Origin of the sequence: Winogradskyella sp. A3E31 (genome assembly GCF_046720935.1) — a bacterium.
GTDB lineage: Bacteria > Bacteroidota > Bacteroidia > Flavobacteriales > Flavobacteriaceae > Winogradskyella.
Genome location: NZ_JBHNWH010000003.1, coordinates 134,389 through 160,220, shown reverse-complemented (window position 1 = coordinate 160,220; position 25,832 = coordinate 134,389). Strand labels below are relative to the sequence as shown.

The window sequence follows — 25,832 nt, the reverse complement described above, 5'->3', positions numbered from 1 at the left end:
ACCCTAAAAATGGATGCTTTTGCTAACTTGGTGTTAGGTAATTATTTCTTTTTCTTAGGATTAAAAACAGGTAATAATTGTGTTTTAACTGAGCCAAAACCAATACGCGTACCATCCTTTTCGCAATAGCCTCGCATAATTACAGTATCATTATCATTAATAAACTTGCGCTCACTGCCATCCTTCATTTTTAATGGTTTAGTGCCCTTCCAAGACAACTCTAGCATAGAGCCATAAGAATCTTCTGTCGGCCCAGAAATGGTTCCACTTCCCATCATATCACCAGAATTTACAGGGCAGCCATTTACGGTATGATGTGCTAATTGCTGCGCCATATTCCAGTACATATATTTAAAATTCGATTTACAAACTGTCATTTCTTTAGCCCCTTTTGGTTGAATAGAAGCCTCTAATTTAATATCGTAGCTCTTTTTTCCTTTCGTTTGAAGATAAGGTAAAGGCTTTGGATCTTGTTTTGGGCTTTCTACCCTAAACGGTTCTAGGGCATCTAGTGTCACAATCCAAGGTGAAATGGATGAGGCAAAGTTTTTACCTAAAAACGGTCCTAGTGGCACATATTCCCATTTTTGAATATCTCGTGCAGACCAATCATTAAATAGCACTAATCCGAAAATATACTCTTCAGCTTCCTCAATTGGTATTGGCTCACCTAGATCATTGGCGTCTGTGGTGATAAAAGCCATCTCTAATTCAAAATCCACTAATTTTGATGGTCCAAAAACAGGGCTTTTAGCACCTTCAGGCATGGTTTGCCCTTGGGGTCTATGTATCGGTATTCCAGATGGAATGATGGAAGAGCTTCTACCATGATATCCGACAGGTAGATGTAACCAGTTTGGCATTAATGCGTTTTCTGGGCCCCTAAACATAGTCCCTACATTTGTTGCGTGTTCTTTACTGGCATAAAAATCCGTATAATCACCAATTTGAACTGGTAATTGCATTTCAATCTCATCCAATCGAAATAAAATGGTCTCCTTATGTTTAGTATTATTCTTTAAGGTATTGTTAGTGGCATCAAATATTTCTGCCACACGGTTACGAACCAATCTCCACGTTTTACGGCCGTCTGCAATAAAATCGTTCAAGGTATCCTGAAGGAAAATATCATCTGTTAATGGAATGCCCTCAAAATAACCCAATTGATGTAAAGCACCAAGGTCAATGGCTGTATCGCCTATACGGGTTCCGATGGTGATAATATCGTCCCTTGTTAAAAATACTCCAAACGGAATATTCTGTATGGGAAAGTCTGAATCTTTGTTGACATGAAGCCAAGACATTCTATCTGGATTATTAGCGGAAAGTGGCATAAATTATTGTTGATTAAATGTTCATTAATTGTAACCAAACCTACATAAATTTTGATATTTAAACTAATGTAATTCGTATTTTTGATGCTCATTTAACACAAACTTTAGGTATGTATCGCGACGAACAAATTTTTGAACTTATAAACGCAGAAAAAGAACGACAATTAGACGGAATAGAACTTATCGCTTCCGAGAATTTTGTGAGCGAACAGGTTATGGAAGCTGCAGGTTCGGTTTTGACGAATAAATATGCGGAAGGTTACCCTGGGAAGCGTTATTATGGGGGATGCGAAGTGGTTGATGAAGTTGAGAAAATTGCTATAGAACGCGCAAAGACCTTGTTTAATGCTGAATATGCTAACGTACAACCGCATTCAGGCAGTCAAGCTAACACAGCTGTTTTTCATGCGTGTTTAAAGCCTGGTGATACTATTCTAGGATTTGATTTGTCTCATGGTGGACACTTAACTCATGGGTCTCCGGTAAATTTTTCAGGAAAGCTTTACAACCCGACCTTTTACGGAGTCAAAAAAGATACAGGCTATATAGATTACGATATGTTGTCTGATGTTGCTGAAAAAGAGCGACCGAAATTAATTATTGCAGGTGCTTCAGCCTATTCTCGTGATATGGATTTTGAAAAATTCAGAGAAGTGGCAGATAATGTTGGTGCAGTATTGTTGGCCGATATTTCGCATCCGGCGGGTTTAATCGCAAAAGGTATATTAAATGACCCGATGCCACATTGCCACATTGTAACGACAACAACCCATAAAACCTTGAGAGGGCCTCGTGGAGGAATGATTATGATGGGAAAGAATATAGACAACCCTTTCGGAATTACACTTAAAAACGGAAATCTTAGAAAGATGTCAGGCTTATTGGACTCTGGTGTTTTCCCTGGTAATCAGGGTGGGCCTTTAGAGCACATTATTGCAGCTAAGGCTATTGCTTTTGGTGAAGCCCTAACGGACGAGTTTATGCATTATATACTTCAGGTTAAAAAAAATGCAGAAGCTATGGCCAAAGCTTTTGTTGCTAAAGACTATCATTTAATCTCTGGTGGTACTGACAATCACATGATGTTGATCGATTTACGAAATAAAGATATTACAGGTAAAGATGCGGAACAAGCTTTGGTTAAAGCAGATATCACCGTGAATAAAAATATGGTGCCTTTTGATACACAAACTCCTTTTGTGACTTCTGGTATTAGAGTCGGAACATCTGCTATTACAACCCGTGGGCTTAAAGAAAATGACATGGCTTTAGTCGTTGACTTGATTGATGAGGTTTTAATGAATTATGAAAACGAAACCGTGCTGGATGGGATTGCGAAAAAAGTGAATGCGTTGATGAGTGGGAGACCTTTGTTTGTTTCTTAGTTTTTCTCCATAACAAACATTATCATCGATTTGTGTGGAATTGATTCGAAGTATTGAATAAGAATTTGTGATTTTTTAATCTTGAAATTTGATTTTAAATATTCAAGAATAAGGTCAGTTCTTTTATATTCTAGATTGATTTGCTCTTTGTTACTTGGGATAATTTGAAATAGATATTTAACATTTTTATTTTTATTAATTAGGATCCCGATGTTATTAAGAAATTCAGTATGTTCTTTTGATAACCCCTGTTGATTTAAATCAAACTCGATAGAAGTTATTGGATCATGGGATATTGTTAGGTTATTGGTAGACATCCTTTCTTGAGCAACTAAAAAGTTACAAACAGTAAAAAATAAAAAGAATAAATATTTCATTTTAATCCTCTTCAAAAACCACACTCTCATAAGCCCCAATATCTGGTGTGGCTGAGCGTGAAGTACCAAGTATATCAAAAGGCACTTGCATTGAGAATAAGCTATTGGCAGCACCATTAGCAGCTGAGTCTTCTCCTATTCTCAATAAATTATCAAAAGGCGCTTCAAAATTGGGTTCTTGGTTAAAAATATTGCCTTCATAATTAGTCATATCACCAAAAACATAGTTTGGTGTGCCTTCTAAATTATCATTATCGAAACGCAGCAAACAGTTAGTAAACTTAAAGTTGAAATCATCACCTTGTTGGTCTAAAATAAATTCAGGATTATCGTTTCCGTAAATAATACAATTATTAAAATTTGCTTCTACCAAAGGGTTTGTAGCAATTGATGATTCATCTACTTGAACAAAATCATTCAATAATAGTGCGGGGAATTGCCTAAAGCTGTTATCCCAATAATTGGCAATGGTACAATGTGTAAAATTGTATTTACCACCGACAGTTCCGGCAAAAGATGACTGGCCAGAATTATTAATCACCACATTTTCTGCACCTATTGACGTTGCTCTACCAAGAATACCGAATGCACTGGAATTATAGATTTGTGAATTACTAATTGATAATTTATCCGTTGCGGCATCTTGGTTGCCTTCTGATAACACACCAATAGTTGCATTTTTTATAGTAGCGTAATTAATCACATTATTGGTGCTTCCGTTGAATAACCAAATGGTGCCCCATTGTCCTGGGATATCTTCAAATAATGGTTCTAAGCGATCTCCTTCAAAAATTACTTCGTTTTCTAAGGCTTCAGGGTCAGTACTCAACTCGCCATTAACTTGTAAACTACCGCCATTATTGACCAAAATACCAGAATCTGCATGAAAATGTACGCGTGCTCCAGCATCAATCGTGAGTGTTTTTCCTGTATCGACACCAGCGTAACCGTAAATGACATAGGGTTTTACGTTAGTGAAGTTTAATTCAGAATCTTCTAAAAAGCGTCCGGTTAACGTTGTTTCGTCAGGGTTGCCATCACCATCGACGTCAAAGGTCAGTGTCTCTCTAATGTTGGTGGTTTCATCTCTATTTGGATAAATAAAAATAGCATCTTTTACCAGGGTGACCAAATCAACATCCTGTTGGTTAGAACCGCCATCAAATAGAATTCTATCCGTATAAAGAAACTCTACGTCCATAGTTGGCAACGTAGAAATATCAATGGTGGTTTCTATAAAAATAAACAGACTGTCATTAGCTAAGAGTTCTACATCTTCAAAATACTTGCCCTGGAGTTCGCCTTCTGAACCTGTTCCGCCATCGACATTCATCCTATAAAATGAACTCACGCCGCGTTCTAGCTGAATTGTAGGAATGACAATATCTTCGTCACTACGGTTATATACCTTTAAATTATAGGTGCTTGAGCCAATATTATTAAATACGGTATCGAGGTAAACTGTGTCTTTGGCAAACTCTAACTGACCTGTGCTTGGAGAGAATTCAAAATCATTTCGGCAAGAACTCCAAAATAACAATAAGCCAAGTGTAAAAGTGAGGTATAGAAATCGCTTCATAGCAAAGATTTAGTCTAAAGGCTAAAAATATAACTTTTGAACTAATGTTTTATTATGAATACGCCTTATTTAATTTAATCAGTCTTTAGTGCTTTATAATCTTCTAATATGACTAAAAACTCTTGACTATACAGTACAAAAACATCCAATAACTGAAAGCGCTTACTTTCCTTCATCAAGCTTTTTTTGATGCCTCGAGCTTCGCAAAACTCCATAAATAAGAGCGTATTGTCTTTTGGAATGCTTAAATCTACCTCTAACAGTTCGGTATTAAAGAATACATGAGACTCAAACAGTTTTACAAGCTGATCGTAAGTGATGTTTGAGTCAATTTCTCTTTTTGATTTTTTCTTTTTGAAGAGTTTAGCTACAAGACCTATAACTTGTATAAAGTCTAATCCATAACTTGGAGCCCTTCCATAAAGATGTGGATTTTCTTTAATGTCTGTTTGTATTATTTCATTTAACTTTAAATTATAGGTTTCCTCTTCAAACGGCTTTACTTTAGATTTTTCTTCGCTTAGTAATATTTCGTCCAATTCGTTAACCAGTTTTTTGAGCTCAAATACATATACATCTTCAAAGAATGAAGGTTTTACAGCAATTTTTAATGGGTGATGAAATAAGGATTCAAAAACCAGAGAATCATTTACAGTTGCTTGTAATCGAAAATCACCATTTTGATCAGAGTTGGTTATGATTCTAGTTGAGATGTTTGTGATTTTCACTCCTTTTACAGTCGACTCCGCATCATATACTTTTCCATTTATTATCTGTGAATGGGCAGCAGAGGCAAAAAGCAGTAGAAAAATAAAGAGCTGTGTTTTCAGCATTAGGTAGTTGATTGGCTTAGGTTACCTCTAAATAACAGCTTAAATGTGAAATTTTAATCGACCTTAAATAAACTTTAACCTAAGAAAATGTTAATTAAAAAGGCCAGCAATTTCTTGAGTAATCCGAGTAGGTCGCAAAGTGTCTTTAGACATAAAACACCATTTGGTAGTAGAAGTCACCAATAGTTTATCAGTACTATCGTTATACATGTTGACCTTTCTGATTGAAGTTACTCCTTCAGATTGTTCCACAAAGGTTTCAATGCGAATTGTATCATCTAAGACAGCAGGAGATTTATAATCTATATGATGACTTAATAAGACCCAGAAGTACTGATTCAGTATTTCGTCAGAAGCATTTTTTAGCCAATGGGCTTCAGCAATATCCTGAACCCATTGCACGTACCGGACATTATTAACGTATTGCAGTTGGTCTAAATCCTCCTGTTTAACTTTAATGGTTTTAACAAAGACCTCCATTAAAAGCTATTTCTTTTTAATGGTCACCTCAAAAAGCTTATCCCAATTTTTACCTGTCACAAAAATGGTTTGGGTCTCAGGGTTATAGGCAATACCGTTGAGGACATCTAATTCTGAGTGTTGAGTCACCATGTCTTTTAATGGAGAAAAATCAATAACCCCTTCAACAGCACCAGTAGAAGGTTCAACAATTACAACACCGTTTTTTTGATAAATGTTAGCATAGATTTTTCCGTTAATCCATTCTAATTCATTTAACTGTGGAATTTTACCTTTGTTAGTGTACACTTCAATTTTATCGTCTTCATTGAAGTTGTCTGTGTTTAAAGTCCAGATGCGTTCAGTGCCATCAGACTTGTAGAGTGAGGTGCCATCGTTGCATAAACCCCAGCCTTCTTTACTTTTACCATATCTAAAGATGCCTTCTTTTTCAAGCGTATTTACATCGTAAATAATTCCTGTGTTTTCTTGCCAAGTTAATTGGTAGAGTTTGTCATTTAATATGGTTAATCCTTCAGCAAAAAAGCCATTGCTAAGGTTGACATTTTTTAAAACATCTCCAGTTGCAAAATCTACTTTCCTAAGTTTAGATTCTCCATATTGACCAGTACTTTCATACAATTCACCATTATGGAACTCTAAGCCTTGTGTATATGATGTTATATCGTGAGGATAGGTGTTAATAATTTCATAGGTGTAGATATCTGGCACAAAATTGCTCAACACTTTAAATGTACCATTTACAATAATAGTGTCGTTATCGTGAATAACATTTGCAGTTATATGTTGTCCACCAAGCTTTCCGTTTGCATATGTTAAGGTTGTTTCAGTGGGTTTATCATTTAATTGATAGGTTACTGATTGAATGGAAATACCTTCAGGATTATTTAATGATAATGAAATGCTCTCACCAAGAGTAATGGTATTATTTTTTGCATTGGTTTTTATGGATAAGCCATAATCATTGGCTTTGGAATCATCATTACAACTAACAACAAAAAGTGCTATTAAAAGGAGGCTTAAATACTTTTGAAAAGACATGGTTTAACTTTAATTTTTGGCAAGATATTTATAAATAATTTGGTATTAAAAAAATTGTGAAAGTATTAAAAGGTTGTATCTTTGCAATCGGCAAGTCCTACACAACCAGCTCCTGCTGAATCCTCCAGGGCGGGAACGCAGCAAAGGTAAGCGGTCGTAGCGGTGTGATGTAGGTAGCTTGCCTTTTTTTGTACACTAAACTGAAATCTTGAAAGCTTTAGCGAATCAAGATTTTTTAATTTATAGTTTCAAACTTTGTACTTTTAACATCGAACTTTTAACTTAAATATATGTCTAAAGTTGTTTTGATTACTGGTGGTTCATCTGGGATTGGAAAATCCATAGGTGAATATCTTATGACTAAGGGCTATTCCGTCTTTGGTACTAGTAGAAATCCTGAGAAGTACAAAGACAGTAAATTTCCACTTGTGACTTTAGATGTTACCAAGCCGGAAACAATTTCAGAATGCATAAGAGAAGTTCTGACACAAGCTCAGAAAATTGATGTATTGATTAATAATGCTGGTGCCGGAATTACAGGGCCAATTGAAGAAATTCCTGAAGAAGAAATAAAGCGAAATTTTGAAACTAATTTTTTTGGACCAATCAATGTTATAAAAGCCATCCTGCCTCAAATGAGGAAACAAGAAAGTGGGCTTATCATTAATATTACGTCTATAGCCGGTTATATGGGTTTGCCATACCGAGGTGTTTATAGTGCTAGTAAAGGTGCTTTGGAATTAATTACTGAGTCCTTTAGGATGGAACTAAAGGAATTCAATATTGAGATGGCCAATGTAGCTCCTGGTGATTTTGCAACCAATATTGCTGCTGGAAGATACCATGCTCCGGTAAAAACAGGTTCTCCATATGAAAAATCCTATGTTGCAAATCTTAAAATGATTGATGACCATGTGGATTCTGGAGGTGACCCTAAGATGGTTGCCGAAATTATTGCTAAAATCATTGAGACACCTAAGCCAAAGATTCATTATAAGGTCGGAGCTTTTATGCAAAAATTCTCAATAGTTTTAAAACGAGTACTTCCTGATAAAGTCTACGAAAAAATATTGAGCAACCATTATAACATTTAGTACGCTAATGTTAATATGTTTTCAAATGTTTTAGGGTGTAGGGCAATCTATAAATTGTAAATTTGCATAATCTTAAACACAACAATTCAAACTACTTAAAGAATGAAATTTTTTATTGACACTGCCAATCTAGATCAGATTAAAGAAGCCCAAGATATGGGTATTTTAGATGGGGTAACGACCAATCCATCCTTAATGGCAAAAGAGGGTATTACCGGAACGGATAATATTATGAAGCATTATGTAAACATCTGTAATATTGTGGATGGTGATGTTTCAGCTGAGGTGATTTCAACAGATTTTGACGGTATGGTAAGAGAGGGGGAGGCCTTAGCAGAGTTACACGATCAGATTGTTATAAAGTTGCCAATGATTAAAGATGGTGTAAAAGCGTGTAAATATTTTTCTGACAGAGGTATAAAAACAAATGTCACTTTAGTGTTTTCTCCTGGGCAGGCGTTATTGGCGGCCAAGGCGGGTGCCACTTATGTGTCTCCATTTATTGGAAGATTAGATGATATATCAACCGACGGTTTAAACCTTATTGCTGAGATACGTCATATCTATGATAACTATGCTTTTGAGACAGAAATTCTAGCCGCATCTGTCCGTCATACAATGCACGTCATTGATTGTGCAAAACTTGGCGCTGATGTTATGACTGGACCTTTAAGTTCTATTACAGGTTTATTAAAGCACCCTTTAACTGATATTGGGCTAGAGAAGTTCTTAGCAGATTACAAAAAAGGAAATTAAACTGTTAGTTAGTGAAATAATAAGAAAGAGCTTTTAAAACGAAAGCTCTTTTTTTAGCTTCAATTCTTCCAAAAGGATTTCAAAATCGTCATTGAATATATTGGCATTGGGGTGCACAATATTAGAATTCTTATCCACAATAATAACTTTAAAAACATAACCGATTGCTAAAGATTTTAAAGACTCCTCGGGATTCACAAATCGATACTCATCCTTTAAAGAAAATTTATACTTGTTTAACGTGTTCTTCCAATACTTATCTAAATTATTGTCTGTATTAATAGATAAAAACGCCATTTCAGGGAATTTTTCACGTAACTCTCTTGCTCTATAATGGCTATTTCTATAATGTTGAATGTTGTTAGAAGACCAGAAATAAATCAAAGTGGGTCGGTTTACAACTTCTGAAATTGTATATGTCTCGTCTTTTACATTTTGAATCTTTAGTGAAGGTATACCATAACCTGGTCTTAACTTCTTAATCGATTCAACTTGTTTCCGCATATAATTTTTGTCATCTTCCGATGTAGATTTTGCCAGATAATGGTTGAACATTATATTGATTTCTTCATCACTATTGACATTGTTTATAAAATGATACGTTTTATTTCTTAAGAGGTTATTCTTAATAGTAGGGTTTGTGATTAAACTATCCACAAGCTCTAGTTTGGCTAGATTATAATTAATCTCATGGCGATCGAAAGTAGAATGGTATGCTTTCGTTTTGTAGTAGTTTTCTAAAGCCAAATTGTCAATATGAGCAGACAAAAAGAGATTGTAATCATAACTCTCATTAATTTCTATATCATTATAATTGATTTCTGATCTAAAGTCATAGAAGTCTTCTGGCAAATCCATAACATGTACCAACTTATTGTTACCAAAATATGCAAATGGGTATATCTCCCTTTTAGCAAAATGATGATAGTCGATATTAGATTTAATGATATGCTTGGCAAAGTCTGACATATCTTTTTTAGCTATGAAATTTTCAAATTTTTCAACAGCAGATTCATACTTTTTATCAATGAACTCAATAAAATATTCAGGCTCTTTTTGAGCATATTTCATAAGTTTCTTGCGTTCAATCTCATTTTCCACAAATAACTTAATGAGGTAGTTGTTTTTTCTAGCCCCTTCACCTGTAAATACTAATGATTCATCAAAATCATACGTATTTAAACGAAACATTATGCTGTCATTTGGCTCTAAAATCACCAATTGAACCTCGCCACCATGAAAAAACGAATACACGCCTGGCTTAACATTTTCGATTTTATGAATAAAACGGTTGTTAGCATCTAACTTCAATGTGTCAGATAATTCCATGTCCTTATTAAACACCATCACATGGTCACTCTTGGGATTTATTATTTCCCCACCAAGATAGGCCGAACCAGCGTTGTCATTTGAGGTGTTATCGCACCCAAAAAGACCTATCACTAGGAATAAGAATAGAATTAAATAGCGCATAAAAAAGAATTAGTAGTTTTTTCTCATTGAAACAAAAATATGTGTTGCTAAGGTTCTTCATTGTTAATGGCACGTTAAATAATAGAAGGAGAGCGTTTTATTTTACCACATCATTAGATTTTTCTACTTTTGCAGTCTTAAAAATTTAGGCTTAGGGTTTCTAAGTACATTGATTTAAATTAAACCTAATATGTTATCAGTTTCTAATCTGTCTGTTCAATTTGGTAAACGCATCCTTTTTGATGAGGTTAACACCACTTTTAATACCGGAAATTGTTATGGAATCATTGGTGCCAATGGTGCCGGTAAATCCACGTTTCTAAAAATACTAGCTGGTAAAATGGACCCGACATCGGGGCATGTTCATTTAGAGCCTGGCAAGCGTATGTCGGTTTTAGAACAGAATCATAATAAACACGATGAAGACACCGTTTTAGACACCGTTTTAAAAGGTAACAAACCGTTGTACAAATTGAAGTCTGAAATCGATGCACTTTATGCCGATTACACAGATGAAAATGCTGAAAAGATTGGTGAGCTGCAGGTACAGTTTGAAGAAATGAATGGCTGGAACGCCGATAGTGATGCTGCAGCACTACTTTCTAACTTAGGAATCAAGGAAGATTTGCATTATTCCTTAATGCAAGACCTAGATGGTAAGCAAAAGGTAAGAGTCTTGTTGGCACAGGCATTATTCGGTAACCCAGATGTGTTGATAATGGATGAGCCTACCAACGATTTAGATTACGAAACCATTTCTTGGTTAGAGAATTTCTTGGCAAACTATGACAACTGTGTTATAGTGGTTTCTCACGATAGACACTTTTTGGATGCTGTTTGTACGCATATTTCTGATATAGATTTCGGGAAAATAAATCACTATTCAGGGAACTATACATTTTGGTATGAGTCTTCTCAATTAGCAGCCAGACAAAGAGCCCAGCAGAATAAGAAAGCCGAAGAAAAGAAAAAGGAACTCGAAGAATTTATCAGACGATTTTCTGCTAACGTTGCAAAATCCAAACAAGCAACAAGTAGAAAGAAGATGATTGATAAATTAAATATCTCTGACATTAAGCCATCAAGTCGTCGCTATCCCGCTATTATTTTTGAACGCGATCGTGAAGCCGGGGACCAAATACTTAACGTCGATAATTTAGCAGCATCTTTAGACGGTGAAGTCTTATTTAAAAATATCGATATCAATTTAAACAAAGGGGATAAGGTCATTGTATTTTCGAGAGATTCGAGAGCTACAACAGCGTTTTATCAAATCTTGAACGGTAACGAAAAAGCAGATGCAGGCAAGTTTTCTTGGGGCATCACAACGTCTCAATCCTATTTGCCATTGGATAACAGTGACTTCTTCAAGAAAAAAATGACGCTAGTAGATTGGCTACGTCAATGGGCGCAAACTGAAGAAGAGCGCGAAGAGGTTAACATTAGAGGTTTTCTAGGTAAGATGATCTTTAGTGGTGAAGAAGCTTTAAAAACAGCCGATGTACTTTCTGGAGGAGAGAAAGTGCGTTGTATGTTAAGTCGTATGATGATGATGAGAGCTAACGTGTTAATGTTAGATGAACCAACAAATCATCTTGACTTAGAAAGCATTACAGCCTTTAATAATTCCTTAAAAAACTTTAAGGGCACTATACTTTTAACAACCCACGACCACGAGTTTGCACAAACCGTTGGTAACCGAATTATTGAGTTGACTCCCAATGGGGTTATCGACCGTTATATGACTTTTGATGAGTATATGAGCGATAAAAAGATTAAAGAGCAGCGTGATAAGATGTATGGGGTTTTGGTTTAATTACACGTTGTCATTCCTGCGAAAGCAGGAATCCATTCGTCATCTAAATATGAGATTCCTGCCTGCGCAGGAATGAGAAATTAAATCTATTTATGAGCTTTGATTAAGCACAACACCAGCAATTTTTTATATACGGTGTTGGCATTAGTTTTTTCTGTTTACATATTCCGATACTAATTCTTTACTATCTCTGTGCATTACAAAACATCCTTCTAAAGTTTCTATTGTTGGTAATTCAGCGTATACTTTGTCAATCCAATTTTTGATTAAATCTTGATTTTTAAAGGCAGATTTATTTTTCATATAATATTCAATCGCCATTAATCTTGTTCCTGGATTTTTACTGTTCATAAGAATTAGGCAAACTTCTGATGTTATGCTTTTATATTCCTCCAAAAATATGGCCCTATTCGTAAAAGTGCTTCCTGAATATCCACCGCTAAAACCATACCTTGTTCCAGAAAATGGTGTCATAAGAAATCTTAAATTTTCATTCAATGAAATATCCGAATTTATGTTTTTCAAAGGGCTTTCCATTCCTTCAATATTGAAATATCGTTTGTGAAGTATGTTTTCATTTATTTCGAAAATTCCTGAATACATTTTTAAATAACGCTCTGTTAAATCTTTATTGCTTGGGAAATTTGGCGTAAATTCATAAGATATGACTTCACCTTCTTTTAATATTAAATTATAATAAATTCCAGCATAGCCTTTTCCCATACTTGCTTCGATTTGCTCATAGCCAAAACCGAGTGCGATTTTCCTATCATTTTCATCTATTTTTAGAATATCGGTTACATCACTATCATCATTTTTCAAAATATTTGTTAATTCTGATAAAAAGAGTGAATCTTTTTGAATCCAACTTTCATTAATAGGATTCAAATCCCTTTCTGATGAGTAAATATATTCTGACACTCTGTTACTTTTAAAATCTGTAGCAACATCCAATTTATTTTGTTTACAAGAAACAAATAATATAAAAATAAAAATATATGTAAGTTTGAATTTCATTTGGTTCAAATTAATACCAACAACGAGATAAGATGAATAATGCCCTTGCTTAAGCTTCCATCTCAGCTTTAACTCTATTTACAATCTCTTCGGCCTTTTTTGAATCTTCTTTAAAGACATAAATTTCTTGAAGATCGATATTTCTTGTGGGGTAACCACTTAACCTATTTGACTCTCCTTCATCTTTAATTAAAGGGTTTATTCCAATAGATTCAAGTTCGATAGCTATACGCTTAGCTATAATAAAGTTACCGCCATAAATCTTTATATATTCTGATGTGCTCATATCTATAGGTGTTAATTCGAAATAAAAGTTACGAAATATTCTTTTTATATTAGTAGATTAAAGCCATCTAATTAAATATTTTAATCATGTTAAGAATTTGTAGACTCTTACTTTTTTCTTGTCTTTTAGTTGCTTGTGACAATAATGAATTTGAAAGAGTTGAAATTACTGACCCATTACACGGTACATGGAATTTATTAAATGAGCAAGGTGGAGATTTTAGTCCAATTAATATTGATTATGAACCTGGGGAAAAAACATGGACATTTAATTCTATTTCAGGGGTAATGACAATAACAGATAATTTAAACCCAAACTATGCATGTGCATTGTGTAATAGTTCTAGAGATTATATAGTGACAGAAAATGATACTGGCTCTAGCTCAATTGGGTCAGAATTAATTAAATGGGTCGAATATAGTGAAGATGGAAGTATCAATGGTACAATTATTATTGGAGGAATTACTAGTTTAAGTGAAACAGAACTTATAGTCACCTCCCATAATGTTGCACCTTTAATTTGGACACTTACAAAAGCTGAGGAAGATTTATTTAACTGAAAAATTTAAATACCAGATACCTCAATAAATAATCAATTATTTGTTTTTTATAGATTTAGGCAATTTCTGCAACCCTAAGAATAAGTTTTACCTATTAAAATATTCGTTAAAAAAATGCTCATATTCTGTAAGCAGGTTTTAATTTTTTAATTTTATAAAAATTGAAATTAACTAGAATTATATATAATGGACAATAAGAATACTGAATCATTTGAAATCAACAATTCAGATGTAAGTCAATGCCCTTTTTTAAGCGGTAAACAAAACGCAACAGCTGGAGGCGGAACCAAAAATCGTGATTGGTGGCCTAATGAACTAAAATTAAATATTCTTCGTCAGCATTCTGAAAAGACAAACCCTATGGGCGAGGACTTTGATTATGCAAAAGAATTCAATAGCCTAGATTTTGCTGAACTAAAGCAAGATGTGCTCAACCTAATGACGGAATCTCAAGATTGGTGGCCGGCAGATTATGGTCATTATGGTGGATTTATGATACGTATGGCTTGGCACAGTGCAGGAACCTACAGAGTAGGTGATGGACGTGGTGGTGCAGGTGGAGGAAACCAGCGTTTTGCACCAATCAATAGTTGGCCAGATAATGGTAATCTAGATAAGGCGCGTTTGTTATTATGGCCAATTAAAAAGAAATACGGTAAAAAGATTTCTTGGGCTGATTTAATGATTTTGGCAGGTAACTGTGCACTAGAATCTATGGGTTTCCCAACTTTTGGTTTTGCAGGAGGACGTGAAGATATTTGGGAACCAGAACAAGATGTGTATTGGGGAAGTGAAACCGAATGGGGTGCGAATGAAGCACGTTACGATGACCAAAGGGATTTAGAAGATCCTTTAGCCGCAGTAATGATGGGTTGGATTTATGTTAACCCGGAAGGACCAAACGGAAATCCTGATCCTATGGGCTCAGCACAAGATGTAAGAGAGACATTTGGGCGTATGGCAATGAATGATGAAGAAACGGTAGCTTTAGTTGCAGGTGGACATACCTTTGGAAAAGCACATGGTGCAGCTGACCCTAATAAATATGTAGGGTCAGAACCACATGGTGCACCAATTGAAGAAATGAGTATGGGTTGGAAAAATTCTTTTAATAGCGGTGTGCTGGAAGATGCTATTACTAGTGGTATTGAAGGAGCTTGGACACCTAATCCAACTAAATGGGATGCCGATTATTTTGATGTTTTATTGAATTATGACTGGGAATTAACAAAAAGTCCTGCAGGGGCACACCAATGGACACCAACGGCAGAATCTAAAGCCAGAATGGCACCAAAAGCCGGTGGAGAAGGGACTCAAGCCTTGATGATGACTACTGCGGATATTGGTTTAAAAACTGATCCAGCGTATTTAGAAATTTCAAAACGATTCCATAAAGACCATAAAGCATTTGAAGAAGCTTTTGCACGCGCATGGTACAAGTTGACCCATCGCGATATGGGACCAATTGACCGTTACTTAGGCCCTGAGGTACCTAAGGAAGAATTAATATGGCAAGACCCAATTCCAAAAGTGGATTATAAATTGAGCGATGCAGATATCGATTCTTTGAAGAAAATGATATTAGCTTCTGGTCTTACAGTTTCAGAATTAGTAAAAACAGCTTGGGCTTCGGCATCAACGTATAGAGATTCTGATAAACGTGGTGGAGCAAACGGAGGCCGTTTAAGATTAGAACCACAGCGCAGCTGGAAAGTAAACAATCCTGAAGAATTAAATAAGGTTTTAAATGTTTACGAGGGGATTCAAAATGAGTTTAGCGGAACAGTTTCCATAGCAGACCTTATTGTATTGGCTGGAGTTGCTGGTGTTGAAGAAGCAGCAAGAAATGCTGGTCATAACATATCAGTACCATTTTCACAAGGTAGAGGTGATGCTACTCAAGAGCAAACAGATATAGAGCAATTTAATTACTTGAAGCCAGTTGGTGATGGCTTTAGAAATTATGTTAACTCTAATATTGATGTCAAAGCAGAAGACTTGTTAGTAGATAAAGCAAATTTATTATCCTTAACAGTACCAGAAATGACAGTATTGGTTGGTGGATTAAGAGTACTTGGTGCTAATTTCGATAATTCTGAATACGGTGTGTTTACAGACAGAGTAGGCAGCTTGACCAATGATTTCTTTTCAAACTTATTGGATATGACTTATACGTGGAGTTCTACCTCAGATGACGATACATTATTTGAAGGAAAGGATAGAAAAACCGGAAAAGTCGTTTATAAAGGAACACGCGCCGATCTAATTTTTGGTTCAAACACTGAATTGCGAGCAATTGCAGAGGTCTATGGTACGGATGATGCACAAGATAAATTCGTTAAGGATTTTGTTAGTGCTTGGACTAAAGTGATGAATTTAGATCGTTTCGATTTAAAATAAAACTAGATTTTTTATAATTATAAATTGGGGTAGGTGGTAAAAACTTATCCCAATTTTGTTTAAAACCTAAATATTATGGATGCAACACAAGAATTGTTTGGAGCTATTCAATCTGGCAATAATGATGCTGTTTTAAGATTGATTAATGAAAACCCAAATGTGGTTAATGCTAAAGATCAAAGAGGTTTTACCCCTTTAATTTTTGCAACTTACTTTAATAAGGAGGATATTGCAAAAACACTTATGGACAATGGGGCAGATTTAAATGCAAAAGATGCTACCGGAAATACTGCACTTATAGGTGTATCTTATAAAGGAAATACAAGAATAGCTTCTGAATTATTAGATAGAGGAGCCGATGTCAACGCCAAGAATACTATGGGAACGACTGCCTTGATTTTTGCAGCGACGTATAATCAAAAAGATAGTATAGAATTACTATTAAAGCACAATGCAGACAAAAGCCTCACCGATAATGAAGGAAAAACAGCTTATGACCAGGCAAAGGATAAAGGATTCACGGAGCTTTTAGAAGCATTGGAGGTTTAGAATATTAAGCATTGAAATATTTGCTATTCCATATACTATTGTTAAAATTCTTACCGGCAGCAAAGCCATAATAAAGTGCGATTGCAGCATAGCACTTAAATATAAAAAAGAATATCATCCAGAATTGAGCAGGGCTAGCATCGCCATTAAGAAATGTAAAGGGGATAACTACAGTTGTAAAAAGACTGATTAAAAGAATGGCTACAATTAAATTTTCAAAACTCTTATAGGGTTTCATTAACCATTTTCTAAAAGGATTAAGGTCATTGCCCCATTTATGTACTAAATAAAAATATCCATTTCCTATAGGTGCAAAAAGAAGAGGGTCGTCATAATTTTCTAGCTTAAATAATTTTGAAGGAGCAATAATTTTAAATCCTTTTAATTTAGTGCCGTGTAATTTTTCAAGATGTTTAATTTTAGAAATCGCTTCATAAGGTAATTCGCCTTTAAAATACTTTGTATCTAAAAATCGAAGTCTATAGTCAATACAAATAGCCTTAATTTGGTCAATGTGATAAATATGTTCAGTCTCTAGTGCTTCAAATTTAAAGGTGTTTGATTCACTTGTATGCCCAGAGTTAAGTGTGTCAAGAATTTCACCTTCTATTAATGCATCCTTGTCGAGAATAGCATGTACTTCCTTTAATATATCTGGCTTAGAGTCTTTTTGTCGTGTTCGCTTTAGCTTTTCCTCAATATTTGTCCTTTTCAGCACCATTGCGTTTTTACTTTAAAAATAACACCTAAAAGTCGCAATTACAAGTCTTTAACATTCCTATTTAGATTTGGGGCAATAGCACACTAAAATGAAAGAAAATACTTAAACGAGTTGCGGTTTCTTTTCTGTCAGCATTCTTATCTTAATAGAAAATGCCGCAAACAGTAACGTAGTAAACGGACTTAGCCAGTTAAAGATGGCATAGACAAAATAGTCGGCAACACTAACACCTAAAACCCCACTTTGGTAGGCTCCGCAAGTATTCCAAGGAATCAATACAGAAGTTACGGTACCAGAATCTTCAAGTGTTCTACTTAGATTTTCTGGGGCTAAACCTTTATCATCAAAAGCTTTTTTAAACATCTTCCCTGGGATGACAATCGCTAAATACTGATCAGAGGCAATAACATTTAACCCCAAACAACTCATAACTGTTGAAGCAAATAGTCCAAATACACTAGATGCAACAGATAGAAGGGATTTTGTGATTCTTGCAAGAGCACCAATACCATCCATTACACCACCGAATACCATAGCACATGCACATAAGTATATGGTCCAAAGCATGCCATTCATTCCGCCAGCAGTAAACAGTTCATTTAGTTTTTCGTTATCCGTGGCAATACTTATATCGGTGAGTATTGAATTTGAAATAGCTCCCATGTTAGAATCTGAAACAGATTGGAGGACGTCGGTCTGAAAAATTAGTGCAAAAACAACAGCGACTAAAACACCTGTGGCCAAAGCAATCAAAGGTTTGGTCTTCAATAAAATTAAAATGATTACAGCTACAGGAACTAAAAATAACAATGGCGTTATATTAAAAGCTGAATCTATAGAATTCAATAAATTTGTTAAGTCTGCATCTCCCGTTGGTTCAATGAAAAAACTTATAACGCTGAATGAAATTAAAGTGACTATAATAGTAGGGCCAGTAGTAAGACTCATATATCTGATATGAGTAAATAAATCTATCCCTGCCATAGCGGGCGCTAAATTTGTTGTGTCACTCAAAGGTGACATTTTATCTCCAAAATATGCGCCAGATATAACTGCACCAGCTATCATTCCTGGATTGATTCCAAGTGCAGATCCAATACCAATTAATGCTATACCGACAGTAGCAGAGGTCGTCCAAGAACTACCAGTTGCAATAGAAATTATAGCAGATATAACGACAGTCGCAGGTAAAAATATCTCAGGGCTCAACACTTGTAAGCCATAATAAACCATTGCCGGAATAACTCCACTTATCAACCAAGTACCAGCAAGAGCTCCAACCAATAATAGAATGACAATTGGGACAAAAACACTTTTTAAGTTCTCCCAAACTTCTTGTAACATTATCATTGATTGCACTTTATTGAATAGCCCCATAAAAAAAGCAACACCAGCAGCAATAAGGAGAATAATCTGATTTGTGTATACACCCAACCATTCATGATCTTCAACGAAAAAGATATTATAAGCTAAAAGCGCCATTAAAATAACTACTGGCACTAAGGCTTCACGTAAGCTTAACTCTTTGTTGTCCTTAATGTGTTGATCTTGTATTTCAATATCCGAAAGGTTCTGGTCGTCTTGCATGGTTGTTTTTTTGCTTCCGTAATGTTACGATTTTGAAAATTGAATTGCAAATGCCGCCAGTTGCTTACTTTTACATTCGAAAAAATAATATGGATTCACTAACTCAAATAGTTTTAGGTGCAGCTTGTGGTGAAGCTGTCCTTGGTAAAAAAATAGGAAATAAGGCTTTGTTGTTTGGGGCTATTGGCGGTACCATTCCGGATTTGGATGTGTATGTTGGCCAATGGATTTACAACAATGAAATTCAGGTGATGGCTTTCCACAGAGGATTTATGCATTCCATTTGGTTTGCGGTAATTGGCTGTTTTGTGTTTGGCTGGCTAACCTTTAAACTATATAATTTTAGAAGGCGTAGGGGAACAACAACACTAAAAGACTGGATAATGCTTTACTTCTGGGCGTTATTCACACATCCGATATTAGATTGTTTTACGCCTTATGGCACACAACTCTTCAGTCCTATTTCAGATTATAGGGTGGCGTTTAATACCATTTCAGTTGCAGATCCATTTTACACCATACCTTTTTTATTCGGAATGACTGCTCTACTATTCTTTAAACGAAATTCTCAAAAAAGAAGATTATGGTTTAAAATAGGAGTAGGTGCATCATCCATCTATTTATGTCTAACAGTTTTAAATTCATGGAACGTCTCAAGTGTGTTTAAAAAGTCCCTTCAAGATGAACGAATGTCCTTTGAGCGGTTTCAAACTCAACCAACTATATTGAACAATATGCTTTGGTATGGCGTAGCAGAGACAAAAGACGATTATTATATTGGGTTTTATTCACTTTTTGATGATGAAAGAAGAGTGAAAGATTGGACAAGAATTCCAAAAGAGCATCATCTCATTGATCTTGAAGACCCGAACCTTAAAAAGTTGATTTGGTTTAGTAATGGTTATTTTAATGTAAAAGCATCGAGTGACCCTAATGTGTTTCGTTTTTCTGACCTTAGGTATCCATTAGCTGATCCAACGGATATGGATTCATTTATATTTTCATTTAAAATTCAGAAAATGAATAACACTTGGGATATGATCTCCAGCGGGCCAAGATTTGAATCTAAAGGCAAAAAAGTAGATCCTTTAGAATTCTTTAAGCCTATGTTTCAACGATTAAAAGGGATTTAAATAATTACAAAATTCCTAAATCTTTCATACAGGTTTTCATTGTGTTGTAAGTGCGTTCTATATCTGCATCCAAGCCAATAGAAAACCGGATTAAACCGTCACTGAGACCCATTTCTATCTGTTCTTCTTCAGATATTTCGGAAGATGTTGAACTGCCGGGTGCGCTAAATAAGGTTTTGTAAAAGCCTAAACTTACCGCCAGATACCCTAAATTACGATCTTGCATCAGCTCCATCAATGCATTGGCTTTATCCAATGAGCCAACATCAATTGTCATCATACCGCCAAAACCATATTTTTCATTCATCATACTTGTAAATAACTCATGAGATGGATGGGAAGTTAATCCCGGATAAACAGTTTTAAGATTATCGTTTTCAAACTTTTCAGCTAAAAACTGAGCATTATGACTGTGCTGCTGCATTCTAATATGAAGTGTTCTTAAGTTTTTTAAAACCGAAGCCGCACGTAAACTATCCATTGTAGAACCTAACAACATAGCTGCTCCATCATTGACATTACGTAGTTGGTCAATTAATTCTTGTGTGCCGCAAACCACACCACCAACAGTATCTGACGAACCATTAATAAACTTAGTTAAACTATGTATAACCACATCAGCACCCAGTTTTACTGGCGAAATGGATAAAGGAGAGAAGGTGTTATCTACAACCAATTGTAAATTGTGTTTTTTGGCTAATGCGGACAACCCTTTAATATCAGCAACTTCTAATAAGGGGTTGCTAACGGATTCACAATAGATGACCTTAGTATTTTTTGTGATAGATGCCTCTACAACGTCCAATTTTGTGATATCCACGAAAGAAGTGTCGATACCAAGTCTTGGCGTGAAGTTTTTCAAAAAGGCATAAGTACCTCCATAGATGGTTCTACTGCTCACGATATGATCTCCATTACCACACAACTGTAACAAAACAGGTGTTATGGCTCCCATTCCTGAAGCTGTAACGGTAGCCGTTTCTGTACCTTCCATGGCAGCTAAGGCTTCACCAAGATATAAGTTTGAAGGGGATGAATGTCTCGAATACAAATAACAACCATCAGCATTGCCTTCAAAGGTGTCGAACATAGTCTTTGCAGAAAGAAAGGTATAGGTTGATGAATCGGAAATGGATGGGTTAACTCCACCAAACTCTCCGAAATATTGTAGATCCTGAATGTTATTCGCTGGTTTAAACTTCATTGTAGTGTAATTTTATAATTACATCAAATTTCTAATTATTAAGAATTAAAATCAACAGTTAAGTAAATATTTAGAATAATAATAACTTAATATTCATTTATATAGTTTTATTTTAGTTAAATTGATTTAAAGAGGTTATCATATAGAAAAATTTACAATGTTGGAATTTGACAAAACAGATAGGCAACTGTTAAAACTATTACAATCGGATAATAAGCAAACCACTAAAAAGTTGGCATACCAGCTTAATTTATCTGTTACCGCCGTTTACGAGCGCATAAAAAAGTTAGAGAATAATGGGGTTATTAACAAGTATGTAGCACTTCTTGACCGAAAAAAAGTGAATAAGGACTTTGTGGCGTTTTGCCATATTAAGTTGGTTCAGCATACCAAAGAGTATGTCGTAAAGTTTGAGCGTGAGGTTACTCAGCTTAACGAGGTATTAGAGTGTTATCATATTAGTGGTGATTATGACTACCTTTTAAAGGTTGTTGTTGGGGACATGGAGGCTTTTAGAGACTTTATGGTGAAAAAATTAACAACCATTAATCATATTGGTAGTACACATAGCATGTTTATGATTAATGAAGTTAAGCATACAACGGCTATTGAAGTTTAGCACTTTCATTCTTTTTGATATCCTTATATTTAATGAGATAATTTAAAACGTTATGCAATCACCTATTTACAGGTATTTAGAATTAGTTGTCCTTTTTTTGTTATTGCCAATTTTCTTGGTGACTTCTATTTCAATTTATGTTAAGATAAGTATTGTAGGTATAGGCTTCTTATATATACTTTATACTCTATTAAGGGTCGAAAACATTAAAATTCACGTTGCTAAAGGCATTAATTGGAAACGATTTTGGCGACTGACGTTTATGAAATTTGTAGGCATAGCTGTTATAACCTCACTTTATATCCTGGCCATGGATAGCACAAGTTTATTTAATGCCGTAAAAAGCAATCCCCAAAAATGGGTGCTATTTTTGGGTGTGTATTGCTTGTTTTCTGTCTATCCGCAAGAATTGATTTATAGAACGTTTTTCTTTAAGCGGTATCAGCATTTATTTAAAAACCAAAATCTTCTCCTATTTATTAATGCCACACTATTTTCGTTAGCACATCTGTTTTTTCAAAATACTTTGGTAATGGCACTCACTTTTGTTGGAGGCCTTTTGTTTGCATTGACTTTTCAAAGAACACAATCAACACTTTTGGTGTCTATAGAACATGCTTTATATGGCGGATGGCTATATACAGTTGGTTTTGGTGCTATGTTGGGGTTTCCTGTTTGAGTGTTGTCATATTTTATTTACATTTAGCAGACCATGAAATACTCCCAGATAAAAGACCTATACAAAACCATATTTAAGTCTTACGACAAGCCTTCGCTCGAAGAGCATATTAAAAAGATTATTGAATTAGATAGGTTTCTACCTTACAGCTCAACATTTTTCTGTATCACCAATACACAAGATCTTAGTTTTGAGTATATCAGCAAAAATTTTAAATCGTGTTTGGGTTTGGATCCAAAAATTATGAAAAATCAGGGCATGCGCTATTTTTGGAGTAGGATTCATCCAGATGATTTGGATAATTGGCTGAGCGCTTTAAACCAATTGATGGAATTTACTATGACTAGTATAGCAGAGAAAGATCGTGAAAAAGCAAACTATACCTGGAACTTTAGATTTAAAAACGCAGATGGTGTCTATGTTAATATCGTTCAGAATACAACACCGTTAGCCTTTGATTCCTCGGATAAACCAATCATTGGGTTGGCACATTACACCGTTTTACATCCCGAAATTAAATTGCCGATTACCGCCTCTGCAAAGTTGTTAAATGAGAACAATGAATACGAAACCATCTATTTTAACAACGTCTCCCAAAAATTATTAAAAGGAGGTATTACTCATCGGGAGCGGGATGTGATTAGGCTCTTGGTATTGGATTATAGCAGTAAAGACATCTCGGAAAAGCTGAATATCAGCCCGCACACAGTGGATACCCATCGCAGAAATATTCTAAAAAAGCTAAAAATATCATCTACCGGTGAGTTAATTGGCATGCTAAAGATGAATAGAAGCCTGATTTAAACTTTTCTAAAATTACTCAAATTGAGTATTGTCCTTCAGATTTAAAACTGTCAAATTTGTTAAAGCTATTAATTAAGTAATTTAAGGGAAAATAGGCCTGTTTCGGACAGAAGTATCAGTATACTTTTGATGGAGCAGGTTATTTTTTTAAAAATTAATCCTCCATCGTAAACCCAATTTTAACGGTCACTTGCCAATAAGATACTTTTCCGTTATCGCCAATGAGACCACGTGACTCCGTAACCTCAAACCATCTCATATTCTTAACCGATTTTGCGGCTTTTGAAAGTGCATTTTCTACGGCATCATCGCTAGATGTTTCAGAAGATCCAACAATTTCAATCTTTTTATACGTGTGATTACTCATAATAAATTGTTTTTAATTCACCTAAAATATACGAAAATATAACCATATTCAACCCAATGGAATAGACATAAATTAGTACTTTTGTATTCGTTTTTGAATCTGAAAATATACTTTATGAAATCATACGATGTAGCAATAATCGGTTCTGGTCCTGGTGGCTATGTAGCAGCAATAAGATGTGCACAATTGGGCATGAAAACAGCATTAATAGAAAAGTACTCTACCCTTGGTGGTACCTGCCTTAATGTAGGCTGTATTCCTAGTAAAGCGATGTTGAGTTCTTCACACCATTACGAAGAAGCTACAAAACATTTTGAGGAACACGGTATTGAAATCCCTGGTGATATAAAGGTAAATCTTGAAAAAATGATTGCCCGAAAACAAGCTGTCGTGGACCAAACTACAGGTGGTATCGATTTTTTAATGAAAAAGAATAAGATTGATGTGTTTGAAGGCTTAGGCTCATTTAAAGACGCTACTCACATTATCATTGACGGAAAGGATGCTGGTGAGATTGAAGCAAAAAACGCCATCATTGCAACCGGTAGCAAGCCGAGTAACCTGCCTTTTATAGAGTTGGATAAAGAACGTGTTATCACATCAACAGAAGCTTTAGAATTAAAAGAAATTCCAAAGCATTTAATGATTATTGGGGGAGGAGTTATTGGCTTAGAGTTAGGACAGGTCTATCGTAGATTAGGTGCAGAGGTTACCGTCATTGAGTATATGGATAGAATCTTGCCGACTATGGATGCAGGGTTATCTAAAGAACTCAATAAAGTCTTTAAGAAAGCAAAATGTAACATGATGGTGTCTCATAAAGTGAAGTCTGTTGAGCGCAAGAAAGGCGAGGTCATTATTAAAGCTGAAAACAAAAAAGGCGAAGAGGTAGAGTTTAAAGGTGATTACTGTTTAGTTTCTGTGGGAAGACGGCCTTACACGGACGGATTGAATGCGGAAGCGGCAGGAGTAAAAATTAATGATAAAGGACAAGTTGAAGTTAATGATCATTTGCAAACGTCAGCTTCAAATATTTATGCTATTGGTGATGTGGTAAGAGGAGCCATGTTAGCTCATAAAGCCGAAGAAGAAGGGGTGATGGTTGCTGAACAATTAGCTGGACAAAAACCACATATCGATTATAATTTAATTCCTGGAGTCGTATATACCTGGCCAGAAGTTGCTGCTGTAGGTAAAACAGAGGAAGAACTAAAAGAAGCTGGTACAGAATATAAGGTTGGACAATTTCCATTTAGAGCATTAGGACGAGCAAGAGCCAGTGGTGATATTGATGGGTTTGTAAAAATATTAGCCGATAAAACAACGGATGAAGTTCTAGGGGTGCACATGATTGGTGCCCGTTGTGCAGACCTTATCGCTGAGGCAGTTACAGCTATGGAATTTAGAGCGTCTGCCGAAGATATAGCGCGCTACTCACATGCGCATCCAACATTTGCTGAAGCTATTAAAGAGGCTGCACTAGCGGCAACTGAGGATAGAGCTTTGCATATTTAATAAATTCCTGCGTGGGCGCTGAGGCTACTCGAAGCGTAAGCAGGAATCCCAATATAGAAAAGCGAACTGGTCACTGAGCGAAGTCGAAGTGTAGTTCGCTTTTTTTTAATTCATATTGTATAACTTCTTAATTTTTATTACTTTAGAGTTTCTCAAATTGAAGCCAGTATTCTACTTATAGGGAGGTCTCAAGGCTATTTTGAATACATTTTAGGGTTCATAC

The 25,832-nt window shown here is 35.3% G+C and carries 24 protein-coding genes and 1 other RNA gene; 13 read left to right on the top strand and 12 right to left on the bottom strand.

Going from position 1 to position 25,832, the window contains the following annotated elements:
• Positions 1-41: 41 nt before the first annotated feature.
• Positions 42-1,334 carry a fumarylacetoacetase gene (fahA, locus tag ACFEMA_RS05180; protein WP_411766979.1) on the bottom strand — a complete coding sequence of 431 codons (1,293 nt, stop codon included), beginning with the start codon at positions 1,332-1,334 and terminating at the stop codon, positions 42-44.
• A gap of 110 nt (positions 1,335-1,444) precedes the next feature.
• On the opposite strand from fahA, the gene glyA reads away from it, so the two are divergent.
• On the top strand, positions 1,445-2,719 hold the full coding sequence (glyA, locus tag ACFEMA_RS05175; RefSeq protein WP_411766978.1) for a serine hydroxymethyltransferase: 1,275 nt from the start codon (positions 1,445-1,447) through the stop codon (positions 2,717-2,719).
• A gap of 378 nt (positions 2,720-3,097) precedes the next feature.
• Here glyA and ACFEMA_RS05170 read toward each other — a convergent pair whose 3' ends face one another.
• The 4 genes from ACFEMA_RS05170 to ACFEMA_RS05155 all read right to left on the bottom strand — a co-directional run bounded on the left by ACFEMA_RS05170 (position 3,098) and on the right by ACFEMA_RS05155 (position 7,029).
• Complete coding sequence (locus ACFEMA_RS05170) at positions 3,098-4,675, bottom strand: hypothetical protein (RefSeq protein ID WP_411766977.1); 1,578 nt, start codon at positions 4,673-4,675, stop codon at positions 3,098-3,100.
• A gap of 74 nt (positions 4,676-4,749) precedes the next feature.
• The gene (locus ACFEMA_RS05165) at positions 4,750-5,508 is read right to left on the bottom strand and encodes a hypothetical protein (protein WP_411766975.1); all 759 of its coding nucleotides are present in this window, start codon (positions 5,506-5,508) and stop codon (positions 4,750-4,752) included.
• A gap of 90 nt (positions 5,509-5,598) precedes the next feature.
• Positions 5,599-5,988: an acyl-CoA thioesterase gene (locus tag ACFEMA_RS05160; protein ID WP_411766973.1), complete on the bottom strand. Its 390-nt coding sequence runs from the start codon at positions 5,986-5,988 to the stop codon at positions 5,599-5,601.
• A 6-nt stretch (positions 5,989-5,994) separates the two neighbouring features.
• Positions 5,995-7,029 (bottom strand): glutaminyl-peptide cyclotransferase, encoded by a 1,035-nt coding sequence (locus tag ACFEMA_RS05155; RefSeq protein WP_411766972.1) that lies wholly within the window; start codon positions 7,027-7,029, stop codon positions 5,995-5,997.
• 88 nt (positions 7,030-7,117) lie between these two features.
• Here ACFEMA_RS05155 and ffs point away from each other — a divergent pair.
• The 3 genes from ffs (at position 7,118) to fsa (ending at position 8,879) form a co-directional block, all read left to right on the top strand.
• An RNA gene (ffs, locus tag ACFEMA_RS05150) (signal recognition particle sRNA small type) lies at positions 7,118-7,216 on the top strand.
• 103 nt (positions 7,217-7,319) lie between these two features.
• Positions 7,320-8,123 carry an SDR family oxidoreductase gene (locus tag ACFEMA_RS05145; protein ID WP_411766970.1) on the top strand — a complete coding sequence of 268 codons (804 nt, stop codon included), beginning with the start codon at positions 7,320-7,322 and terminating at the stop codon, positions 8,121-8,123.
• 102 nt (positions 8,124-8,225) lie between these two features.
• On the top strand, positions 8,226-8,879 hold the full coding sequence (fsa, locus tag ACFEMA_RS05140; protein ID WP_411766968.1) for a fructose-6-phosphate aldolase: 654 nt from the start codon (positions 8,226-8,228) through the stop codon (positions 8,877-8,879).
• A gap of 33 nt (positions 8,880-8,912) precedes the next feature.
• On the opposite strand, the gene ACFEMA_RS05135 is transcribed toward fsa, so the two are convergent.
• A complete protein-coding gene (locus ACFEMA_RS05135; protein ID WP_411766967.1) occupies positions 8,913-10,352 on the bottom strand; it encodes a hypothetical protein in 1,440 nt (479 codons plus the stop codon).
• 190 nt (positions 10,353-10,542) lie between these two features.
• On the opposite strand from ACFEMA_RS05135, the gene ACFEMA_RS05130 reads away from it, so the two are divergent.
• Positions 10,543-12,168, top strand: a complete 1,626-nt coding sequence (locus ACFEMA_RS05130; RefSeq protein ID WP_411766965.1) for an ABC-F family ATP-binding cassette domain-containing protein — start codon at positions 10,543-10,545, stop codon at positions 12,166-12,168.
• Positions 12,169-12,312: 144 nt separating this feature from the next.
• Here the strand turns inward: ACFEMA_RS05130 and ACFEMA_RS05125 are convergent, their stop codons facing one another.
• On the bottom strand, positions 12,313-13,185 hold the full coding sequence (locus ACFEMA_RS05125; protein WP_411766963.1) for a hypothetical protein: 873 nt from the start codon (positions 13,183-13,185) through the stop codon (positions 12,313-12,315).
• A 49-nt stretch (positions 13,186-13,234) separates the two neighbouring features.
• Positions 13,235-13,471 (bottom strand): DUF2007 domain-containing protein, encoded by a 237-nt coding sequence (locus ACFEMA_RS05120; protein WP_411766962.1) that lies wholly within the window; start codon positions 13,469-13,471, stop codon positions 13,235-13,237.
• A gap of 86 nt (positions 13,472-13,557) precedes the next feature.
• Between ACFEMA_RS05120 and ACFEMA_RS05115 the strand changes: the two genes are divergently transcribed.
• The 3 genes from ACFEMA_RS05115 to ACFEMA_RS05105 all read left to right on the top strand — a co-directional run bounded on the left by ACFEMA_RS05115 (position 13,558) and on the right by ACFEMA_RS05105 (position 16,980).
• Positions 13,558-14,031 (top strand): hypothetical protein, encoded by a 474-nt coding sequence (locus tag ACFEMA_RS05115; RefSeq protein ID WP_411766961.1) that lies wholly within the window; start codon positions 13,558-13,560, stop codon positions 14,029-14,031.
• A 186-nt stretch (positions 14,032-14,217) separates the two neighbouring features.
• Positions 14,218-16,431 (top strand): catalase/peroxidase HPI, encoded by a 2,214-nt coding sequence (katG, locus tag ACFEMA_RS05110; protein ID WP_411766960.1) that lies wholly within the window; start codon positions 14,218-14,220, stop codon positions 16,429-16,431.
• 75 nt (positions 16,432-16,506) lie between these two features.
• Complete coding sequence (locus ACFEMA_RS05105; protein ID WP_411766959.1) at positions 16,507-16,980, top strand: ankyrin repeat domain-containing protein; 474 nt, start codon at positions 16,507-16,509, stop codon at positions 16,978-16,980.
• Positions 16,981-16,984: 4 nt separating this feature from the next.
• On the opposite strand, the gene ACFEMA_RS05100 is transcribed toward ACFEMA_RS05105, so the two are convergent.
• On the bottom strand, positions 16,985-17,701 hold the full coding sequence (locus tag ACFEMA_RS05100; protein ID WP_411766958.1) for a hypothetical protein: 717 nt from the start codon (positions 17,699-17,701) through the stop codon (positions 16,985-16,987).
• A gap of 102 nt (positions 17,702-17,803) precedes the next feature.
• Positions 17,804-19,288, bottom strand: a complete 1,485-nt coding sequence (nhaC, locus tag ACFEMA_RS05095; protein ID WP_411766957.1) for a Na+/H+ antiporter NhaC — start codon at positions 19,286-19,288, stop codon at positions 17,804-17,806.
• Positions 19,289-19,377: 89 nt separating this feature from the next.
• Here nhaC and ACFEMA_RS05090 point away from each other — a divergent pair, with 89 nt between their 5' ends.
• A complete protein-coding gene (locus ACFEMA_RS05090) occupies positions 19,378-20,421 on the top strand; it encodes a metal-dependent hydrolase (protein ID WP_411766956.1) in 1,044 nt (347 codons plus the stop codon).
• Positions 20,422-20,425: 4 nt separating this feature from the next.
• Here the strand turns inward: ACFEMA_RS05090 and ACFEMA_RS05085 are convergent, their stop codons facing one another.
• A complete protein-coding gene (locus ACFEMA_RS05085; RefSeq protein WP_411766955.1) occupies positions 20,426-21,625 on the bottom strand; it encodes an aminotransferase class I/II-fold pyridoxal phosphate-dependent enzyme in 1,200 nt (399 codons plus the stop codon).
• A gap of 160 nt (positions 21,626-21,785) precedes the next feature.
• Here ACFEMA_RS05085 and ACFEMA_RS05080 point away from each other — a divergent pair, with 160 nt between their 5' ends.
• Genes ACFEMA_RS05080 through ACFEMA_RS05070 form a run of 3 tightly spaced genes read left to right on the top strand, consistent with a single transcriptional unit; the run spans position 21,786 to position 23,727 of the window.
• Positions 21,786-22,244 carry an Lrp/AsnC family transcriptional regulator gene (locus tag ACFEMA_RS05080; protein WP_411767141.1) on the top strand — a complete coding sequence of 153 codons (459 nt, stop codon included), beginning with the start codon at positions 21,786-21,788 and terminating at the stop codon, positions 22,242-22,244.
• 52 nt (positions 22,245-22,296) lie between these two features.
• Complete coding sequence (locus tag ACFEMA_RS05075; RefSeq protein ID WP_411766954.1) at positions 22,297-22,923, top strand: CPBP family intramembrane glutamic endopeptidase; 627 nt, start codon at positions 22,297-22,299, stop codon at positions 22,921-22,923.
• 33 nt (positions 22,924-22,956) lie between these two features.
• Positions 22,957-23,727 carry a LuxR C-terminal-related transcriptional regulator gene (locus tag ACFEMA_RS05070; RefSeq protein WP_411766953.1) on the top strand — a complete coding sequence of 257 codons (771 nt, stop codon included), beginning with the start codon at positions 22,957-22,959 and terminating at the stop codon, positions 23,725-23,727.
• A 154-nt stretch (positions 23,728-23,881) separates the two neighbouring features.
• Here ACFEMA_RS05070 and ACFEMA_RS05065 read toward each other — a convergent pair whose 3' ends face one another.
• Positions 23,882-24,094 carry a dodecin gene (locus tag ACFEMA_RS05065; RefSeq protein WP_411766952.1) on the bottom strand — a complete coding sequence of 71 codons (213 nt, stop codon included), beginning with the start codon at positions 24,092-24,094 and terminating at the stop codon, positions 23,882-23,884.
• 114 nt (positions 24,095-24,208) lie between these two features.
• Between ACFEMA_RS05065 and lpdA the strand changes: the two genes are divergently transcribed.
• Entirely contained in the window at positions 24,209-25,609 is a 1,401-nt protein-coding gene (lpdA, locus tag ACFEMA_RS05060) for a dihydrolipoyl dehydrogenase (RefSeq protein WP_411766951.1), read from the top strand.
• Positions 25,610-25,832: the final 223 nt, after the last annotated feature.

Bases quoted from the DNA above. Each gene is read 5' to 3' on its own strand.
- ACFEMA_RS05135 (WP_411766967.1), bottom strand. From the start codon at position 10,352: ATGCGCTATTTAATTCTATTCTTATTCCTAGTGATAGGTCTTTTTGGG.
- ACFEMA_RS05160 (WP_411766973.1), bottom strand. From the start codon at position 5,988: ATGGAGGTCTTTGTTAAAACCATTAAAGTTAAACAGGAGGATTTAGAC.
- ACFEMA_RS05165 (WP_411766975.1), bottom strand. From the start codon at position 5,508: ATGCTGAAAACACAGCTCTTTATTTTTCTACTGCTTTTTGCCTCTGCT.
- ACFEMA_RS05105 (WP_411766959.1), top strand. From the start codon at position 16,507: ATGGATGCAACACAAGAATTGTTTGGAGCTATTCAATCTGGCAATAAT.
- katG (WP_411766960.1), top strand. From the start codon at position 14,218: ATGGACAATAAGAATACTGAATCATTTGAAATCAACAATTCAGATGTA.
- ACFEMA_RS05090 (WP_411766956.1), top strand. From the start codon at position 19,378: ATGGATTCACTAACTCAAATAGTTTTAGGTGCAGCTTGTGGTGAAGCT.
- ACFEMA_RS05065 (WP_411766952.1), bottom strand. From the start codon at position 24,094: ATGAGTAATCACACGTATAAAAAGATTGAAATTGTTGGATCTTCTGAA.
- ACFEMA_RS05145 (WP_411766970.1), top strand. From the start codon at position 7,320: ATGTCTAAAGTTGTTTTGATTACTGGTGGTTCATCTGGGATTGGAAAA.
- ACFEMA_RS05170 (WP_411766977.1), bottom strand. From the start codon at position 4,675: ATGAAGCGATTTCTATACCTCACTTTTACACTTGGCTTATTGTTATTT.
- ACFEMA_RS05075 (WP_411766954.1), top strand. From the start codon at position 22,297: ATGCAATCACCTATTTACAGGTATTTAGAATTAGTTGTCCTTTTTTTG.
- ACFEMA_RS05130 (WP_411766965.1), top strand. From the start codon at position 10,543: ATGTTATCAGTTTCTAATCTGTCTGTTCAATTTGGTAAACGCATCCTT.
- ACFEMA_RS05085 (WP_411766955.1), bottom strand. From the start codon at position 21,625: ATGAAGTTTAAACCAGCGAATAACATTCAGGATCTACAATATTTCGGA.
- lpdA (WP_411766951.1), top strand. From the start codon at position 24,209: ATGAAATCATACGATGTAGCAATAATCGGTTCTGGTCCTGGTGGCTAT.
- ACFEMA_RS05120 (WP_411766962.1), bottom strand. From the start codon at position 13,471: ATGAGCACATCAGAATATATAAAGATTTATGGCGGTAACTTTATTATA.
- ACFEMA_RS05115 (WP_411766961.1), top strand. From the start codon at position 13,558: ATGTTAAGAATTTGTAGACTCTTACTTTTTTCTTGTCTTTTAGTTGCT.
- fahA (WP_411766979.1), bottom strand. From the start codon at position 1,334: ATGCCACTTTCCGCTAATAATCCAGATAGAATGTCTTGGCTTCATGTC.
- ACFEMA_RS05070 (WP_411766953.1), top strand. From the start codon at position 22,957: ATGAAATACTCCCAGATAAAAGACCTATACAAAACCATATTTAAGTCT.
- fsa (WP_411766968.1), top strand. From the start codon at position 8,226: ATGAAATTTTTTATTGACACTGCCAATCTAGATCAGATTAAAGAAGCC.
- nhaC (WP_411766957.1), bottom strand. From the start codon at position 19,288: ATGCAAGACGACCAGAACCTTTCGGATATTGAAATACAAGATCAACAC.
- ACFEMA_RS05100 (WP_411766958.1), bottom strand. From the start codon at position 17,701: ATGGTGCTGAAAAGGACAAATATTGAGGAAAAGCTAAAGCGAACACGA.
- ACFEMA_RS05155 (WP_411766972.1), bottom strand. From the start codon at position 7,029: ATGTCTTTTCAAAAGTATTTAAGCCTCCTTTTAATAGCACTTTTTGTT.
- ACFEMA_RS05125 (WP_411766963.1), bottom strand. From the start codon at position 13,185: ATGAAATTCAAACTTACATATATTTTTATTTTTATATTATTTGTTTCT.
- glyA (WP_411766978.1), top strand. From the start codon at position 1,445: ATGTATCGCGACGAACAAATTTTTGAACTTATAAACGCAGAAAAAGAA.